The organism is Pigmentibacter sp. JX0631, from assembly GCF_029873255.1.
In the GTDB taxonomy this organism is placed as follows: domain Bacteria; phylum Bdellovibrionota_B; class Oligoflexia; order Silvanigrellales; family Silvanigrellaceae; genus Silvanigrella.
Window position 1 is genome coordinate 3,375,287 of sequence record NZ_CP123622.1, and the last position, 16,331, is coordinate 3,391,617.

The window sequence follows — 16,331 nt, forward strand, 5'->3', positions numbered from 1 at the left end:
TAACCAAAAGGAAAAATAACAAGATATTTTTTTTGTCGGTTTATTTTACATCACAAATCAAACCGATCTAAATTCATAATCTTGTCCCAAACTTTTATAAACGACTTGATAAATTTTTCATTACTATCTTTGCTTGCGTAGACTTCAGCAATTGCTCTTAATTGTGAATTTGATCCAAAAATAAGATCTACTGATGTTGCAGTCCAAACTTTTTTGTTGGTAATTCTATTAAATCCTTCATATAATTCTTCATTCTTGGCTTTTGTCCAAAAAGTATTCATATCTAATAAATTCACAAAAAAATCATTAGTTAAAGTTTCTGGTTGTGAAGTTAATACTCCATAGTTGGTATTTGAGTAGTTAGTATTTAATACGCGCATTCCAGCAAGCAATATACACATTTCAGGGGCTGTTAGGGTAAGTAATTGAGATTTATCTATTAAAAGTTCTACAGCATTTTCAGAATAATTTTTCTTTACATAATTTCGATAACCATCTGCTATGGGTTCTAAAATAGCAAAAGAATCAATATCAGTATGTTCTTGCAAGCAATCCATTCTTCCAGGTGAAAAAGGAACAGAAAAATCAAATCCTGCTTTTTTAATTGCTGCTTCTAATGCTGCGCATCCTCCCAAGATAATTAAATCAGCCAAAGAAATTTTTTTATTTGTTATTTGATTTGAATTAAAGTTTTTTTGTATACCTTCCAATTTCGATATTACTTTTTTAAGTTGAGTTGGCTGATTAACTTCCCAGTTTATTTGTGGTTCAAGTGTAATTCTTCCACCATTAGCACCACCTCTTTTATCACTTCCACGAAAAGTTGAAGCTGAAGCCCATGCTGTTGAAATCAATTGAGGAATGCTTAGACCAGATTTTAAAATTGAATTTTTTAACTCTTTTATATCTTGTTTATTTACTTTGGCATGATTTATACACGGAATTGGATCTTGCCAGATAAGAACTTCTTTCGGTACAAATGGTCCTAAATATCTACTTATTGGCCCCATATCTCGATGAGTTAATTTAAACCACGCTCTCGCAAAGGCATCGGCAAACTCATTAGGATGTTTTAAAAATTTTCGGGATATTTTTTCGTAGATAGGATCCATTCTTAAGGCGAGATCTGCTGTAGTCATCATAGGAGCATGCTTTTTTTTCGAATTGTGAGCATCGGGAACTGTATTTTCGCCTTTGTTACCTTTTGGTTTCCACTGATGCGCTCCTGCCGGACTTTTAGTTAATTCCCAGTCGTATCCAAACAGAGTTTCAAAATATCCATTATCCCACTGAATTGGATTTGGTGTCCAAGCGCCTTCAATTCCACTAGTAATTGTATGCTCTGCTTTGCCTGTCCCTAAGCGATTTTTCCAACCAAGTCCAAGTTCTGATATCTCAGCTGCTTCTGGTTCTGGGCCTACATTTGCCGGATCTCCAGCACCATGACATTTTCCAAAAGTGTGACCACCTGCAACGAGTGCTACAGTTTCTTCATCGTTCATGGCCATACGAGCGAAAGTTTCACGAATATCTTTTGCTGACGCTAATGGATCTGGGTTTCCATTTGGCCCTTCGGGATTAACATAAATAAGTCCCATTTGTACTGCAGCTAATGGGTTATCTAATTCTCTATTTCCTTTATATCGTTCGTCTCCAAGCCACTTTGTTTCAGACCCCCAATTGATATCTTGCTCAGGTTCCCAAATATCTTCTCTGCCACCAGCAAATCCAAATGTTTTAAATCCCATAGATTCTAGAGCTATATTACCAGCTAAAATCATTAAATCTGCCCAAGAAATTTTACATCCATATTTTTGCTTTATAGGCCATAATAAGCGGCGTGCTTTATCTAAGTTTCCATTATCAGGCCAGCTATTTAATGGAGCAAATCGTTGTGAGCCATTTCCTGCTCCTCCTCTGCCATCAAATATCCGATAAGTTCCAGCAGAGTGCCAAGCCATGCGGATAAAAAGAGGTCCATAATGACCATAATCTGCAGGCCACCATTCTTGTGAATCTCGCATTAATTTATGTAAATCTTCAATGACAGAATGAAGATCAAGTTTGTTAAATTCTTCAGCATAATTAAAATTTTTGTTTAAAGGGTTACTTAATTCAGAGTGTTGATGCAAAATAGACAAATTAATTTGCTTCGGCCACCAATTTTTATTACTATTTTGGGAATTTAATGCATTTGTAAAAGGACATTGGGAGATATTTTTCATAATTTCCTCATAAAAAAATAGAAGAAGAATGTTAATTGTAAAAATTTAATTAATTAATGTCAATTATTTTAAAAATACAAAGTTTAAAAATAAAAAAATATAATTTACTTGGTTTGAAAATGAGAAAAAATATTTGTATTTATAACTTGTTTGGAATAATTTTTTTTAATTTTATATCTTCTTCACAAATATGAAAAATAAACCATTCAAGAAGAAAAACTTGAATTTTTAAAATTAGAAAAGCTTCATCAAAATTATTTTTTTCTATTTCTGATTTAATATTACCTAATTCAGAAATAAATTGTTTATGCAGATTTCTATGAAAATCAATTTCATTAAATTCATATTTTTCCATAAACAGTTCTTCATCAGCAAAATGTTTTAATGAGTAGTTTTCTATGAAAGTACAAATAGCTAAAATTTCTTCCTGGCTTTTATTTGTTATAATACTATTCACAAGATTATTAATGAATTCGATTAACTCTTCATGCTGCATGTCAACAATTTTATTATTTATTGAGTATTCGGAAGACCAATTTAAATCAAGTAAATCAAAACTTTCTTTTTCTTCATGTTCTTTATTGTAATTTAAGCAGCGTTCTAAATAGTACTTGCAAGCATTATCTTCTGGATTTATTTCTAAACAATTTCGAAATAAATTTGCAGCAATATCAATTCTTTTTAAATGGAAATTTGCCACTCCTCTTTCAAAGAGTAATTTTGTATTAATCTTTTTTTCTTTAAGATCAGGCGAATCTGTTAAAAAAATTTCATATACAGATATTGGCCTTGATTTCCCTTTTACTTTTACCCAATCAATAAAACGGTGATCTGGTATGGAAAAAAAACTTGTATTATTTAAACTGCTTTTTGTTACAAGAAATTTTACTCCATATATTTTAGTTAATTTTTCTAGTCTTGATGCAAGATTAACAGCATCTCCAATTACTGTACTTTCCATTCTATTTTGTTCACCAATAGTTCCAAGAAAAACATTCCCAGTATGTACTCCAACTCCAATATTTAAAGGGTTTACTTGATTGCTATAGAAATTAATTTTATTCAAAGTTTCAAGCATATTTATTGCAGCTTTTATAGCTCCTTCTGAGTTAACAGGGAATAAAGCCATTATTGAATCGCCTATATATTTATCTATAAAACCTGAGTCGTTCATAATTATTGGATTCATTTCATGAAGATACTTATTTAAAAAGGTAAATGTATTTTCGGGTGTATTTTTTTCTGAAAGCGTTGTATAGTCACGAATATCAGCAAATAATATAGTAATTTTTTTTTCAACACCATGTCCTTTTTGAATTTCTGTAATACTTTTTTTTCCTAAAAGATCAAGAAATTGCTTTGGAACAAATTGTTCATATACTCTATTTGTTTCTTTGAGCTTGTCTTCTGATTTTTTTAGCTTTTTTAAGCTAGCTAATAAAGGCTTATAAGTGAATAAATATAAAATTGGGAAAAGGCAAATTACTAAAGACGAAGAATCGATAAAACCTTCAATGAGATCAGGATTTTCAAAGTAATCTTGTAACTTAACTTTTGAAAGAATAATCATTATAGAAAATTCAATTGAGAAAATTGAAAGTGCTAATAGAAGAAGTAATTTAAAAGGGGATGTATAATAATTTTTCAAAAATCACCCAAATAATTTAAAATTCACCCAAACTATATAATTGGAATAGAAACAAAGAATAGTCTCGGTAAGTAACTTACTTTCTTTAAAAAAAAATTAGAAGAGTATTTTTTTGTTTAATGGATTATTTAAGAAAATTATAGTACTTGTCTTCTTTTATAACTAACTTTCGAGAATTACTAGTATGATAGAACTACTTTATTTTCTTCTTCTTGGTGTTTTTTCTGGTACAATTGCTGGATTATTAGGTTTAGGTGGGGGTATCATTTTAGTTCCATCATTAATTTGGATATTTCAAAATGGACTGAATATTCATCAAGAAAAATTAATGCATATGACAATTGCTACATCAATGACAACCATCGTTTTTACGGCTATATTTTCAATATATGCACACCAAAAAAGAAAAGCAATTCACTGGCGAGCCTTTAAGAAACTTTTAATAGGTATGATTTTAGGTACGTTACTAGGCGTATTCGTCGCAAGCCATTTATCTAGTTCATTTTTAAAAATAACCTTTGCCTTTTTTCTGTTAATTGTAGCCTTGCAAATAGAATTTCTGGGAAATCCTAAAGCTGAAAAAAAATTTCCTGGGTATCTGTTAAGTAACATATTTGGATTTTTTATTGGAAACTTAAGTGCTTTGGTAGGAATTGGAGGAGGTTCTTTAATTGTTCCTCTTCTCCTCTGGTTTCGAGTTCCAATTCGGAATGCTATTGCAACTTCAGCGGCGTGTGGGTTACCAATTGCACTTTCTGGTGCTATTGGATTTATTATATTGGGCTATAAAAATAGTGTGAATCAATCTTCAGGATATGTATACTGGCCTGCTGTTTTTGCAATTGTTCCTGCTAGCTTAATATTTGTTCCTTTAGGAGTAAAATTAGCGCATCGATTGCCGGTCGAAATATTAAAGAGAATCTTTGCAATTTTTCTAATTGTAATTAGTATCAAAATGCTTATAGGTGAATTTTTATAGTAATTCTTACAAATTTCTAAGGCAAAAATGGAAGGTTCTATTTTACATATTCTAAAATTTTTAATTACTCCATTATAATCGAGATAACAGATTTTTCACAGGCGCTATAAATGCATTACCTTATAGCGAAATAATATTTGTTGTGTTTTGTTACATTAAATGTATTAAAAAAATCGTATTGCTTACCACTTATAGTTTAAAAAATAATTTTACAATTTTTATAATAGTTAGTATAAATATTAAAATAAATGAATTTTTAAAACAGTTCATTTAAATTTGTTATTATTTGAAAAAAATACAATTTAACCTTTTTTCTTAACTTGGGAATTATTTATGCATGATCGTAGACAATTTTTAAAAAAAACAACTTCATCCCTATCTTTTGCTTTACTGTCTAAACTTACATTTCCAGCATTTTCTGTAACAGATACTGATCTTGATCTTGCCATTATCGGTGGTGGACTAGCGGGACTAACTTTAGGACATAAACTAAAACATCAGCAGTTAAAAGCTTGTGTATTTGAAGCAAATCCAGAAAGATTGGGAGGAAGAATTAGGACTCTAAGAAATTTTAATGACCATTTTGTAGAGCTTGGTGGAGAGCATATTAATTCTGATCATAAAAATATAATGAATATCTGTAATGAATTAAAAGTTGAAGTTGTTAAGGTAGATTCCGTACTGGCTGAAAACAAAAATTTGGACTTATTCTATGCAAATAAACATTTTCTAAACCAAGATGAATTAAATTCTGTATCAAATATAATGCTGAATATCATAAAAAAAGATCTTAAAAACATGCCAAAAGATAAATTAGGTAATATTATTTGGCCTGATTTTGAAAATAAAAATCCATTGTGGAAAAAATTTGATAATACTAGTATAAGTGAATATCTGAATAATTATAAAAATGAAATTCCAGATTGGTTTGTTAAACTTATTAGTAACTCAATGACTATCCTAAATGCAACTGATTCATCGTTACAACCAAGTATTGCTTTGATGCAGTTTTTTCCAAATAGCATTGATTCTAAAAAATTTTCAATTTGGCAAAATTGTGATGAGTCTTACAAAATTAAAGATGGAAATAGTAGTTTAATTGAAAATTTAGCAAAAAGCGTTAATGAACATTTTCCAATCAAATTAGGACATAAAATTATTGACATAAAAGACAAAATAAATTTCTTTTTATTAACTTTTGAAACAGAAAATGGATTAAAAGAAGTAAAAGCTAAAAGAGTTGTTTTTGCATTGCCAGCAAAAATTTTACCGCAAATTGCGGGCTTGTCTAATTTGGAATTAACAGCAACCAAAAAACAAGCAATAAAAAAATATGGATTTGGAAATAGTTCTAAAACAATTTTAGGCTTTAAAGAAAGATTTTGGCTCAATGAATCTACTGTAAATCCTTTATTGAAAAGATTAGGAAGCGACGAATTTAATGGAGTTATATGGGATTGTACTAAAAATCAAAAAAGTAAAACTGGTGCATTAACTAGATTTAATGGTGGAAATATTGGAAATAGTATTAAAAAAGATGAATTTAATGGTACGTTAAAATTTTACGAAAAATTATGGCCAAATGTCTTCAGTTTTTATGAGAAAAAAAGCGCATATATCAATTGGGGAAATGAGCCATATGTCCAAGGTTCATATTCAAGCCCACTCATTGGGCAAATGACTACATTATATGGATGTTGGGATAAAAGTGAATTAAATGATCGATTACATTTTATAGGTGAACATACAAGTAAAGACTATTATGGATACATGGAAGGAGCTTGTCAAACAGCAATCGATTTAGCCTTAAAGTTAAATAATAAAACAACTTAATTAAATTTTAAAACTGGAATATGATAAATAGATACACTGAAATTATTCATGCTTATCATAAAAATATTTTTTTACACCATTGTAAGCATTTTTTAATCTTTCTTTTTGTGATAAATTTTTCCCTTTTGAGTAATAATTTGCAAATATTTTTTCTGGTGAACTGAATTTAAATTTACTTATATAACTGCTATTATCATACCACAAACTATTTGCTGTATAAGAAAAATATCGATTTACTGACATTGCTATATTATCAAATCTTAGGTAATTTTCTCCTATATCTGTAATATAGTAATTAAAGAAATTGTTTTTATTTAGTATCCAAATAAATTCTTTTGCTAACATTCTATTTGATGAACAATAGTCACCATTTACCCAATCAAATGCAGAACCTCCATTTTTTATAAGTGAGGAGTAATAACAAATTTGTGGTTCCAATTCACTGTTTCCATAATTAGAAAACAAGATATTGCTATGTGCATTATAGTAATTTAATCTTTCAGAAGGTGGTCCTATATACATATTTTTTCCAGAAGACAGCAAAATTGAATATTTTCCATTTACTGATAGGTCTAAAGAAAACTGAACAAAAGGCTTTACCTTTTTGAATTCATTATAATTTACGACTTGTAATGTTTTCGATGTGTCGAAGTTATTAGCAAGATATAAGTAATAATTGTTATAGGAATTAATATATTTACTGTCATACGATGTGATTAAGTAATTAGATTAACCCTGTGAACTTATATTCCATATTTGTTCTTTTAAATTTAGATCACAAATTTCTAATTTAATATAGTTATAATTATTTGCATTTATTGGAGAAGTTAAACAATAATATTGCTCATTTTGACCGTCATGAACTAAAGTAATTATTTGTCCGAGATCAGTGTATATCCATTCTGCTGCTTTTTCACAATAATCTAAATAAACGTAATTCCCACTTTTTGGACTGACGCAATATCTTTTTTTATTAAAAATTTCAATTTTTATTTTAAAAGTATTTTTATTAAATATTTCTTCTGGAGATTGTACTGTTTCATAAATATTTTTGCCAGAATAAGGACAGATGTAATTTTTTTCATTTCCATCTCTTTTTTTCCGTATATTTGAGCTTGTATTTGGTATATAGCATGCAAATCCACTTGATGTTTGATTGTATTGTATTTGCATACTATTAAAAGTACCTAGAGGAAAATTATTTTCATGCAGTGATGCATCAATTTGTGGATTGTTACGATCTACTCTAGTTATATTATTTTCAATAGTTTCGTGTTGAACAAACTGCCTTGTATTGGAATCAAATTCAAAGCGTGTAGCGGAGATAATTGTCTCAGGCCGAATCTCATAAAGGGCAGAGTATTCATTTTCTCTTGTGAAAGTATAACGAGCATTTTCTAGAGACGCTCTTAATTCCGGTGATGTGGTTGAATTTGTTATTGTTCTTGTATAAGTTGCTTCTAAATCTATAAAATTACTTTGAGGTATAATTTCATAAACATAAAATTCCCGAACATGCCACCACCCCATAGCGTAAGAAGTAGCAAATTGTCTTGCATAATCTCGATTTGCAGTAGTGCTAATAAAGGCTGTTGAATCTCCAGAGTCCCCTGAAATGTGAAGACCCAAATCCGTACTTAAAGCTCTATCTCTGATAAAACCATATCTAAATTTGTCATCAGGCTTTGATGGAGATGCTCGATAGACGAATTTTGGAATTTTTCTTTCTGTTTCATCAGCATATATTTTAAAATCAGGGAGAAAAACTTTCTCTACTAAAATTAGAAATAAAAAAAATGAAACAAATTTTAAAAGTTTTTTTCTTCTCATTAACAAAAACCGCCATTATTTAATTGTTAAAGCTAATTAATTTAAAAAAGCGAAAGCTTAAAATTTCATTAAAGTTTATTTATCAAAATTTGATAATAATATCAAATTTTTTCTGATGGCATAAAAAATATATTTTTTAATATGCTTGTAATTAGAATAATTTTATATTATGATGAGCACTCTGTTTCTTTTTTTTTAAGGGTATCATGAAAAAATAACCATTCTTAAGTAAATTAATAAACAAGCAATAAAAATGCTAAAATTAGCAGTATATACTGTATACTATATTTTTTGTGCAATTTTAGTGACTATGTATTATTAATTCCATCTTATTTCTTTTTTTAGTCAAATATTCAAAACTAACAAAATTTGTATGCTAAAGAATGGTGAAAACATGCGTCATATGCCTAAAAATTTATTTCTATTTATTTGGAATTTTCTTAAACCTTATAAGTTTATCGTCTTTTTGTATATATCAATTCCAATGGCTGCTGGATTTATGGGGCCTTTAAATAGTTACTTATTGAAAATTATTATCAATACTTTATCACAATCAGTGCAAAATTCAATTGAAAACATACTTTTTCCATTGATATTTTTGGTATTAAATTTCATTATGCTTGATAATGTAACTTGGCGTTCAATAAGTTACATTAATTATAAGTATCAGCCTGTGATTAAAAATAAAATTATATATGATACATTTCAATATATTATTTCTTTACAACAAGCATTTTTTCAAGATAATTTATCTGGAAAAATTGCAAGTCATATTAATACACTATCAGATAATATCATAAAAATACTTTATCCAATATTACCGCACTTTTTAAGGAATTTTTCCCTCCTTATTATTTCTTTATTTTTAGTATATCATGTAAATATTTCCTTTTTTTATATAATGATTACGTGGGCAATTGTCTTTTTTTCTTTTAGTTTTATTATGTCAATAAAACTTGTTAATTTATCTGATAAATATGCTGAGTCAGAATCAAACATATCAGGTTATTTAGTAGATTCTATTTCTAATGTTAATAATATTAGATTATTTGCAAAGAATAACTTTGAGCTATCTTCTTTAAATAATTTATTATTGATTAGAAAAAAAACATTTAAAAAAGAAGAATTATTTATTTTTATTATGAATGTAACTCAAGGTTTACTAATAACAATAATGTTAATTTTTATGATAGTAAATTTAGTACATTTTTATAAAGCAAGTCTTGTGACAATAGGTGATTTTGCCTTAATTTTGGGGGTCACTATGGAAATAGCTTATATTACATGGTTTACTATGTCACAAGTAAATGAATTTCATCAGGCGTTAGGTAAATGTAAACAAAGTCTTTCAAATTTAATTGTCCCTTTAGAAGTACAAGATCATAAAAATGCTAAAGAGATATTTGTGAAAAAAGGAAAAATTGAATTTTTGAATGTTAAATTTCAATACAATGGAATGGAGGCTTTATTTCAAAATAAATCAGTAATAATTGAAGCTGGTCAGAAAGTTGGTCTTGTAGGTTTTTCTGGAGGTGGAAAAACTACATTTATAAATTTGATACTAAGAATTTATGATGTGACATCTGGAAGTATACTTATAGATAACCAGAATATTCAATTTGTTACTCAAGAGAGTTTAAGAAAATCGATAGCTATGATTCCACAAGAACCATCTTTATTTCATCGAACAATTTTAGAAAACATTCACTATGGTAATATTGAAGCAACAATGGATGAAGTTATCGCAGCATCAAAAAAAGCAAAAGCACATTCATTTATCATGAATTTACCTGAAGGATATCATTCCTTAGTAGGTGAAAGAGGTGTTAAGTTATCTGGAGGCCAGAAACAAAGAATAGCTATAGCAAGAGCAATACTTAAAAACTCTCCAATAATAATTTTAGATGAAGCAACTTCGCAACTAGATTCTGTTACTGAATCTGATATTCAAAATAGTTTAGCAGAACTTATGGAAAGTAAAACTACAATTGTAATTGCACATAGACTTTCTACTCTTTTACACATGGACAGAATTTTAGTATTTAATCAAGGAAAAATAGAAGAAGATGGATCTCACAATGAGCTCATAAAGAAAAATGGGTTATATAAGAAGTTGTGGGATGCTCAAGTGGGAGGATTTATTCTCGATTAAAACTTTTAATTTTTACTTTGCAGTTCTGTGCTAGTCGAATATTTACGAACTATTATTATTGCGGCAGTGTTAGTTTTTCTAATTTAGGATTTTGAATAAGCATTGATTTATCAAAATTTCTGACAGGGTTATCATTAATCCATAATAATTCTAGCTCTTTTAAATTAGAAAATATCCCATTTGGAATGTGTGTAAGAAGGTTATGATTTAAAGCGAGTTCTTTCAGCTTTTTATTATGTGCAAACGTAAAAGATGATAATTGGGATATTTGATTTCTATGAATCCAAAGACTTTCTAAATTTTTTGAACTAGTAAAGAGATCATCTGGGATATGTGTAAGATCATTGTGGCCTAGATGTAATCCTTTTAATTTTGTATTAAGAACAAAAGTAGCTGAGGACAATTGTTTTATTTTATTACTCTTTAGCATCAGAACTTCTAAATTATTTAACTCTTTAAAAAGATTTTCTGGGATACTTGTAAGTTCATTACCGTTTAGATCTAATGTGACAAGCATGGTATTTTGAGAAAAGATAGTAGAAGATAATTTATTTATTTTATTGAAATTCAACTTTAATTTTTTCAGTTCTTTCAATTCAGAAAATATGTTATCAGGCAGACTTGTAAGCAGATTAGTGCTTAGTTCAAGTTGTTGCAATTTTAAATTTTTAGCAAAGATGTTAGGTTCTAGTTGAGATATTTGATTCGAAATGAGGCGTAATGACTCCAAATTAATTAATTCTTTAAATAGATTCTCTGGTAAGCGAGAGAGATTATTATAGCTTAAAGAAAGTTCGATTAGTTTTTTATTATTTGTAAAAGTTTCAGGAGCTAAATTCTTTATCTGGTTTTTCAAAAGATATATTTTTTCTAAATCTTTTAAACCAGAAAATATACTTTCAGGAATGTAAGAAAGATTGTTATATTCTAGTTTTAATTCTTTCAACTTCGTGAGTCCAGATAAAGAACTTATATCCTCTATTTTTTTTCCAGCAAGGTCTAAAGTTGTTAAATTTTTTACTAGACTTGTATCACAAGTATTACTTATCATTTTAGCAGTTTTACTTGCATCAAATCCTGAATTTAATTGACACCATTTCTTAAATGAATAATTCAATAAAATATCAATTTTTTTGCTTTCTATACCATTTACTAGCAACAGATATTTACATTGAGTTGCCGTGTTTAGTGATTTTGGTAATTTGGATATATAAGCATAGCTTTTAATAGTATGGCTATTAAAAGCATGGCTATTAGAGAAGGTAAAAGCCACCTCAAAGCATTTATAATCTTGTTGGATTGTTTTATCTAATATTATAGAAAATTTATTACTAGAGTCTTTTGATAAATTTAAAGTATAGTCAGAAAGCTCGGACTGTGCTTCATCTATTCCTCCAGTTGTAACTTTTCCCTTTTTTTTTGCTATTTTTGCATTTAAAATACCCCTAGTATTCTCTACAAGGTAAACCACTTCACCATCATTAGCATAATAATTATTTTCACTTGCGGTAACTGGTATAAAAAATGTAAGCAATAAAGCACTGCTATATTTTAAGTAAGTCATTTTTTTCCTAGTATTAATATTTATAATTATATTTAAAATTTATGCATAGGTTTTATATTTTATGTACTCATTTTAAAAAATGAGTACATTTCGCTTTTAAGTTAAATTTATAACAATTTCAATCTGTAGTTTATATTTCTGTTGTTAATTTATTGCTACATATTGTTGCTTTGTATTAATGTCTTAAAATTATTGTAATTACTTTATTGTTGAATAAATTTTCAAAAAAGAAATAATTATTTGTAGTGAAATATTAAAATATTATTTTAGTTATGAAAAATATTCTATTACAATAAATATAGAAATGAGAGTAAAGTAACTTTTTTGGATTTGTTCGAGAGTGTGGAGATTGAGTTCAAGTAGAAGCATGCTGATCATATGATTATAATAATGGCAATACATTAATATGTGAGCTACTCTCTAATTTACAGGCAAGTAAAAGAACTTTTAGCATAACGTGGTATTTTTGTAGATCGCATGACAATTCATCGTTGGATCGTGGAATACTATCCGAAATTACTTAAGAAGGTTTATAAGCTTAGGAAGAGCATCTGCGAACGTTAGCGAATGGATGAGACTTAAGTCAAAGTAAAAGCTGAATGGTATTATCTCAATTGAGCAGTGGATAAGCATGATCAAACGATAGATATTTATCTTTCAAAATGAAGAGATACAACGAGTGCTAAACTTTGACATTTTTGCAACAGAACCACTATAAATTAACAGAGAAAGAATATTTAATTGATATTCTGTTCCGCTCCATATTTTTTGTAAATATCTGTAACACCTTTTTCCGTCTTCATTTTTAGCAATATACTATTTAAATTATTTATAACTAAGTCACTTGTTTTTTTGTTAAATGCAATGAAAATTTTAATTTCTTTTACTGAAAAAACAGAATGAATATTACTGATATGCATTTGTTTAGCTAACCATTTTCCTTGAATTTCCCCGATAGCTAAAAGATCGATTCTTTTTTTTTCAAGTTTTAAAATATTGTTTCTTTGATTGAAAGCAATATCTAAATTTTCACCTCTTTTAAAACCATTGTGCAGAAGAAAATTTGTGAACCCATCAGAAATATAGCCTCCAACAATGTATTTTTTAACCTGATCTAATGTAGTAATCTTTTGTTTAAAATCGTTGCGAGCAATAAAGACCCATCTATTTTTAATAATTGGCCCAACCCATTTATATAAATCTTCACGTTCTGGAGTGCGGGCAACCGAATAGAGTATTGAGTTTTCTTCATTCTGAACTTGAATCATTGCTCTAGCCCAAGGTAAAACTGTGATGTTATAAGAAAAATTCGCCCTTTTCAATAATTCTATTAAGAGTTCTGTGCCTAATCCCGTCACTTTCTCATTTTTTAACATATTCAGAGGAGGCTGAAAATCTTCAGTATAAATTTTATAATTTTCCCGATCTGCAAAGGCAAAATTAAAATTCAAACAAAGAAGGATTATTATTTTCAAGAAGTTGAACCACATTTACAAACCTCAATCTTCTTATTAAAGATATTTTTTGCATACTATCATTTTTGTGGTTCTGTTGCAAAAAATAGCATTGTCAAATGCACGTATAAGCCCGCTCTAAGCGTTCTGTTGCAAAGATTTCAAAGTAACAGCCCAATGTTTCCTAGCCCCTAATTTCGAATTCTAAGTCAAGCTGCTAGAATTAATCATATTTTTTTGCTGAAATCTCCAATTCTTTTTTCTTTAAAAATGAATACTAATTTCTATATCATCCTAAAAATTTTTTTAATAAATACAAAAAAATTATAATTTATTCAATTATATCAAATGTTAAATAATTCTAGATCTGTATTTTTATAAAATTTTTTAATTTCTTCTTCGGGGCAAATTTTGGGACTTTTCTTATTTTAATAGTTTAATTTACTAAATTTATATATTATATTAATAAATTTATATTAATTAATATTACTAAAATTATTAAATTAAATAAAATAACTCTTAGTTGGAATTTCAGTTATGATAACTCCCATTATGTTGTGTGAAATTCTGAAAGAAAGAAAAATTGGCTAAAAAAACAAGGGGGAGGTGTATAATAGTAAACATAGTTACTATAGGGGGGGTTATGTGGAGGTATAAATATGAAAAAACTTATGAAAATATTGAGAAAAAAACTATTTGGGAACTTTGGAGTGACATAGAAAATTGGAAAAAATGGAACCCAGGAATAAAAGATAGCAAGCTGAATGGATCATTTTCAGAAGGCTCAACTTTCACTCTGATTACTTTAGAGGGAAGGGAAGTTAATTTAAAGTTAATTGAAGTTGTAAAAGAACATAAGTTTGTAGATTGTACTCAACTCCCAGGCGCAAAAATGTATGGCATTCATGAAATCATCCCAGAAAAAAATGGTGTAAGGTTAGTAACCATAATAAAAATCGAAGGAATCCTTACTTTCCTCTGGAAAAGAATAATAGGTAACAAAATTGTACAAAAAATTCCTCAACAAACTGAAAACTTAGTTGAGCTTGCAAAGAAAACTTAGGAGTATTGCTTGAGCTAGATTTTCACCTACGAAAGCGCCCAGCTTTGTATTGCACAACGATTTTTTTCGTTATATTCCATGTTACATAAAATTATCAATTTGATTAAATGTAAAACAGTTTAAAATATTACTGTCATAAAATAAAATTACTAGGCAACCATGACGTTGATCGCGTGGATGACTTTGTTACACTTTTTAAATGAATCTAATCAAATTTTATAGTGTAACTTTAACGTTTATTTTTGTTACTTTTAATATTAATGAAAGGTACAAAAATGCCTACAAGATGATATAAATGTAGAATTATCACTTGTTTAGTTTTGGACGAAGAAGAAAAATATAGGAATTTTTCTTCTATTAAAGTTGAATTATAAAATTAAGTTTTTAACCCGGCAGTAGAAAATACAAATTGTAGTAATCAAAGTTCTAGTTAGAGATCACTTTAAAGTGACTAAGACCCTTATTAAAGGATATTTTATTGATGGTAATCAAAACAAAATTTTATATTTTAATTGTAGTTATTTTATCTTATATTTTTATTAAATGTGATAGAAATCCTTTTGGTGATTACAATAATTCTATGTCGGATCAAAATTTTCATCCGGGTGTAACCACCGAATCTCCTAGCTCAAATGTTGCTCTTATTTATAAAGCTTTTATTTTAGGAAGATCAACTAATACAATTTATGTTTGTTCTGTTTCAAATAATAGCTTGTCTAATTGTTTTAATACAGGGGCAAACAATATAAATGCTCCAACAGGTATTGTTGTTTATAATGGTGTAGCATTTATAGCAAATTTAAATTTAACTACCATCACATCGTGTAATGTTAATTCTGATTTTACATTTTCTAATTGTATTGATTCAGGTGCAGCCACCATTAATCATCCTTATGAATTGACGCTTGTAGGTTCTTCCATTTATGTTGCCAATAGTGGGCAAGGTACAGGAAGCACTGTATCATTATGTTCAATTTCAAATAATTCATTAAATTGTTCAACAGTTGGTAATGGATTTAATTGTCCAACAGAAGTAAATTTTTTGGGGAATTACGTATTTGTTTCAAATTGCAATGGAGGCTCAATTTTAATATGTAATGCTTCTAATTTTTTAGGATGTAATTCCTTTGCGGTCGCAGGGAGTATAATAGGAGTGACGATTACTAATGGTTATACTTACTCGACGGGTTCAGGATTTATTAATTATTGTTCCATTACATCCTCAATACCACCTACCCTGACAAGTTGTAATTCAATTAATTCAAATTACTCTGATGGCCCAGTATCGTTTTTATCTGGTAATATTTTTTATACAACAAATGGAAACCCTGGACGTGTTAATGTCTGTAATATTTTAGCAAATGGCTCTCCCAGTAATTGTCAGGATTCAGGAGCTTCAGGTTTACCAACTGGATTAAATGGAATAAAAATAATTGGATTTTAGGAATTGTTTGAATTCCTGCATGGCCCTCTAAGCCGGTAGCTGCGTTTTGATGCTATTTAAGCCTTGTTTTTTAAAAGTTATCCATATTTTATATGACATTTATCCATAAAGTTTTTGGTTATGTGAGTCATTTGGATAT

At 28.5% G+C, this 16,331-nt stretch carries 11 protein-coding genes; 5 read left to right on the forward strand and 6 right to left on the reverse strand.

Going from position 1 to position 16,331, the window contains the following annotated elements; genetic code table 11:
- Nucleotides 1-50: 50 nt before the first annotated feature.
- Nucleotides 51-2,225 (reverse strand): catalase/peroxidase HPI, encoded by a 2,175-nt coding sequence (gene katG, locus QEJ31_RS14510; protein WP_280591222.1) that lies wholly within the window; start codon nucleotides 2,223-2,225, stop codon nucleotides 51-53.
- Between the two features lie 139 nt (nucleotides 2,226-2,364).
- Nucleotides 2,365-3,873, reverse strand: coding sequence for a bacteriohemerythrin (locus QEJ31_RS14515; protein ID WP_280591223.1), 1,509 nt, complete (start codon nucleotides 3,871-3,873; stop codon nucleotides 2,365-2,367).
- A 184-nt stretch (nucleotides 3,874-4,057) separates the two neighbouring features.
- Here QEJ31_RS14515 and QEJ31_RS14520 point away from each other — a divergent pair, with 184 nt between their 5' ends.
- Together QEJ31_RS14520 and QEJ31_RS14525 are read left to right on the forward strand one after the other, a co-directional pair.
- Complete coding sequence (locus tag QEJ31_RS14520; RefSeq protein ID WP_280591224.1) at nucleotides 4,058-4,852, forward strand: sulfite exporter TauE/SafE family protein; 795 nt, start codon at nucleotides 4,058-4,060, stop codon at nucleotides 4,850-4,852.
- A gap of 333 nt (nucleotides 4,853-5,185) precedes the next feature.
- Nucleotides 5,186-6,685 carry an NAD(P)/FAD-dependent oxidoreductase gene (locus QEJ31_RS14525; RefSeq protein ID WP_280591225.1) on the forward strand — a complete coding sequence of 500 codons (1,500 nt, stop codon included), beginning with the start codon at nucleotides 5,186-5,188 and terminating at the stop codon, nucleotides 6,683-6,685.
- A 42-nt stretch (nucleotides 6,686-6,727) separates the two neighbouring features.
- Here the strand turns inward: QEJ31_RS14525 and QEJ31_RS14530 are convergent, their stop codons facing one another.
- Complete coding sequence (locus tag QEJ31_RS14530) at nucleotides 6,728-7,207, reverse strand: hypothetical protein (RefSeq protein WP_280591226.1); 480 nt, start codon at nucleotides 7,205-7,207, stop codon at nucleotides 6,728-6,730.
- A 207-nt stretch (nucleotides 7,208-7,414) separates the two neighbouring features.
- Nucleotides 7,415-8,515 (reverse strand): hypothetical protein, encoded by a 1,101-nt coding sequence (locus QEJ31_RS14535; protein WP_280591228.1) that lies wholly within the window; start codon nucleotides 8,513-8,515, stop codon nucleotides 7,415-7,417.
- A 394-nt stretch (nucleotides 8,516-8,909) separates the two neighbouring features.
- On the opposite strand from QEJ31_RS14535, the gene QEJ31_RS14540 reads away from it, so the two are divergent.
- Nucleotides 8,910-10,667, forward strand: coding sequence for an ABC transporter ATP-binding protein (locus tag QEJ31_RS14540; protein WP_280591229.1), 1,758 nt, complete (start codon nucleotides 8,910-8,912; stop codon nucleotides 10,665-10,667).
- A 55-nt stretch (nucleotides 10,668-10,722) separates the two neighbouring features.
- Here QEJ31_RS14540 and QEJ31_RS14545 read toward each other — a convergent pair whose 3' ends face one another.
- Both QEJ31_RS14545 and QEJ31_RS14550 read right to left on the reverse strand, forming a co-directional pair.
- Nucleotides 10,723-12,231, reverse strand: coding sequence for a leucine-rich repeat domain-containing protein (locus QEJ31_RS14545; protein WP_280591231.1), 1,509 nt, complete (start codon nucleotides 12,229-12,231; stop codon nucleotides 10,723-10,725).
- 737 nt (nucleotides 12,232-12,968) lie between these two features.
- A complete protein-coding gene (locus QEJ31_RS14550) occupies nucleotides 12,969-13,706 on the reverse strand; it encodes a transporter substrate-binding domain-containing protein (RefSeq protein WP_280591233.1) in 738 nt (245 codons plus the stop codon).
- 562 nt (nucleotides 13,707-14,268) lie between these two features.
- On the opposite strand from QEJ31_RS14550, the gene QEJ31_RS14555 reads away from it, so the two are divergent.
- Together QEJ31_RS14555 and QEJ31_RS14560 are read left to right on the forward strand one after the other, a co-directional pair.
- Nucleotides 14,269-14,748, forward strand: a complete 480-nt coding sequence (locus QEJ31_RS14555) for a hypothetical protein (RefSeq protein WP_280591234.1) — start codon at nucleotides 14,269-14,271, stop codon at nucleotides 14,746-14,748.
- Between the two features lie 481 nt (nucleotides 14,749-15,229).
- Nucleotides 15,230-16,192, forward strand: a complete 963-nt coding sequence (locus QEJ31_RS14560) for a hypothetical protein (protein WP_280591236.1) — start codon at nucleotides 15,230-15,232, stop codon at nucleotides 16,190-16,192.
- Nucleotides 16,193-16,331: the final 139 nt, after the last annotated feature.

Coding starts and splice junctions, on each gene's coding strand:
- QEJ31_RS14530 (WP_280591226.1), bottom strand. CDS start 7,207: ATGTATATAGGACCACCTTCTGAAAGATTAAATTACTATAATGCACAT.
- QEJ31_RS14535 (WP_280591228.1), bottom strand. CDS start 8,515: ATGAGAAGAAAAAAACTTTTAAAATTTGTTTCATTTTTTTTATTTCTA.
- QEJ31_RS14545 (WP_280591231.1), bottom strand. CDS start 12,231: ATGACTTACTTAAAATATAGCAGTGCTTTATTGCTTACATTTTTTATA.
- QEJ31_RS14525 (WP_280591225.1), top strand. CDS start 5,186: ATGCATGATCGTAGACAATTTTTAAAAAAAACAACTTCATCCCTATCT.
- katG (WP_280591222.1), bottom strand. CDS start 2,225: ATGAAAAATATCTCCCAATGTCCTTTTACAAATGCATTAAATTCCCAA.
- QEJ31_RS14520 (WP_280591224.1), top strand. CDS start 4,058: ATGATAGAACTACTTTATTTTCTTCTTCTTGGTGTTTTTTCTGGTACA.
- QEJ31_RS14540 (WP_280591229.1), top strand. CDS start 8,910: ATGCGTCATATGCCTAAAAATTTATTTCTATTTATTTGGAATTTTCTT.
- QEJ31_RS14560 (WP_280591236.1), top strand. CDS start 15,230: ATGGTAATCAAAACAAAATTTTATATTTTAATTGTAGTTATTTTATCT.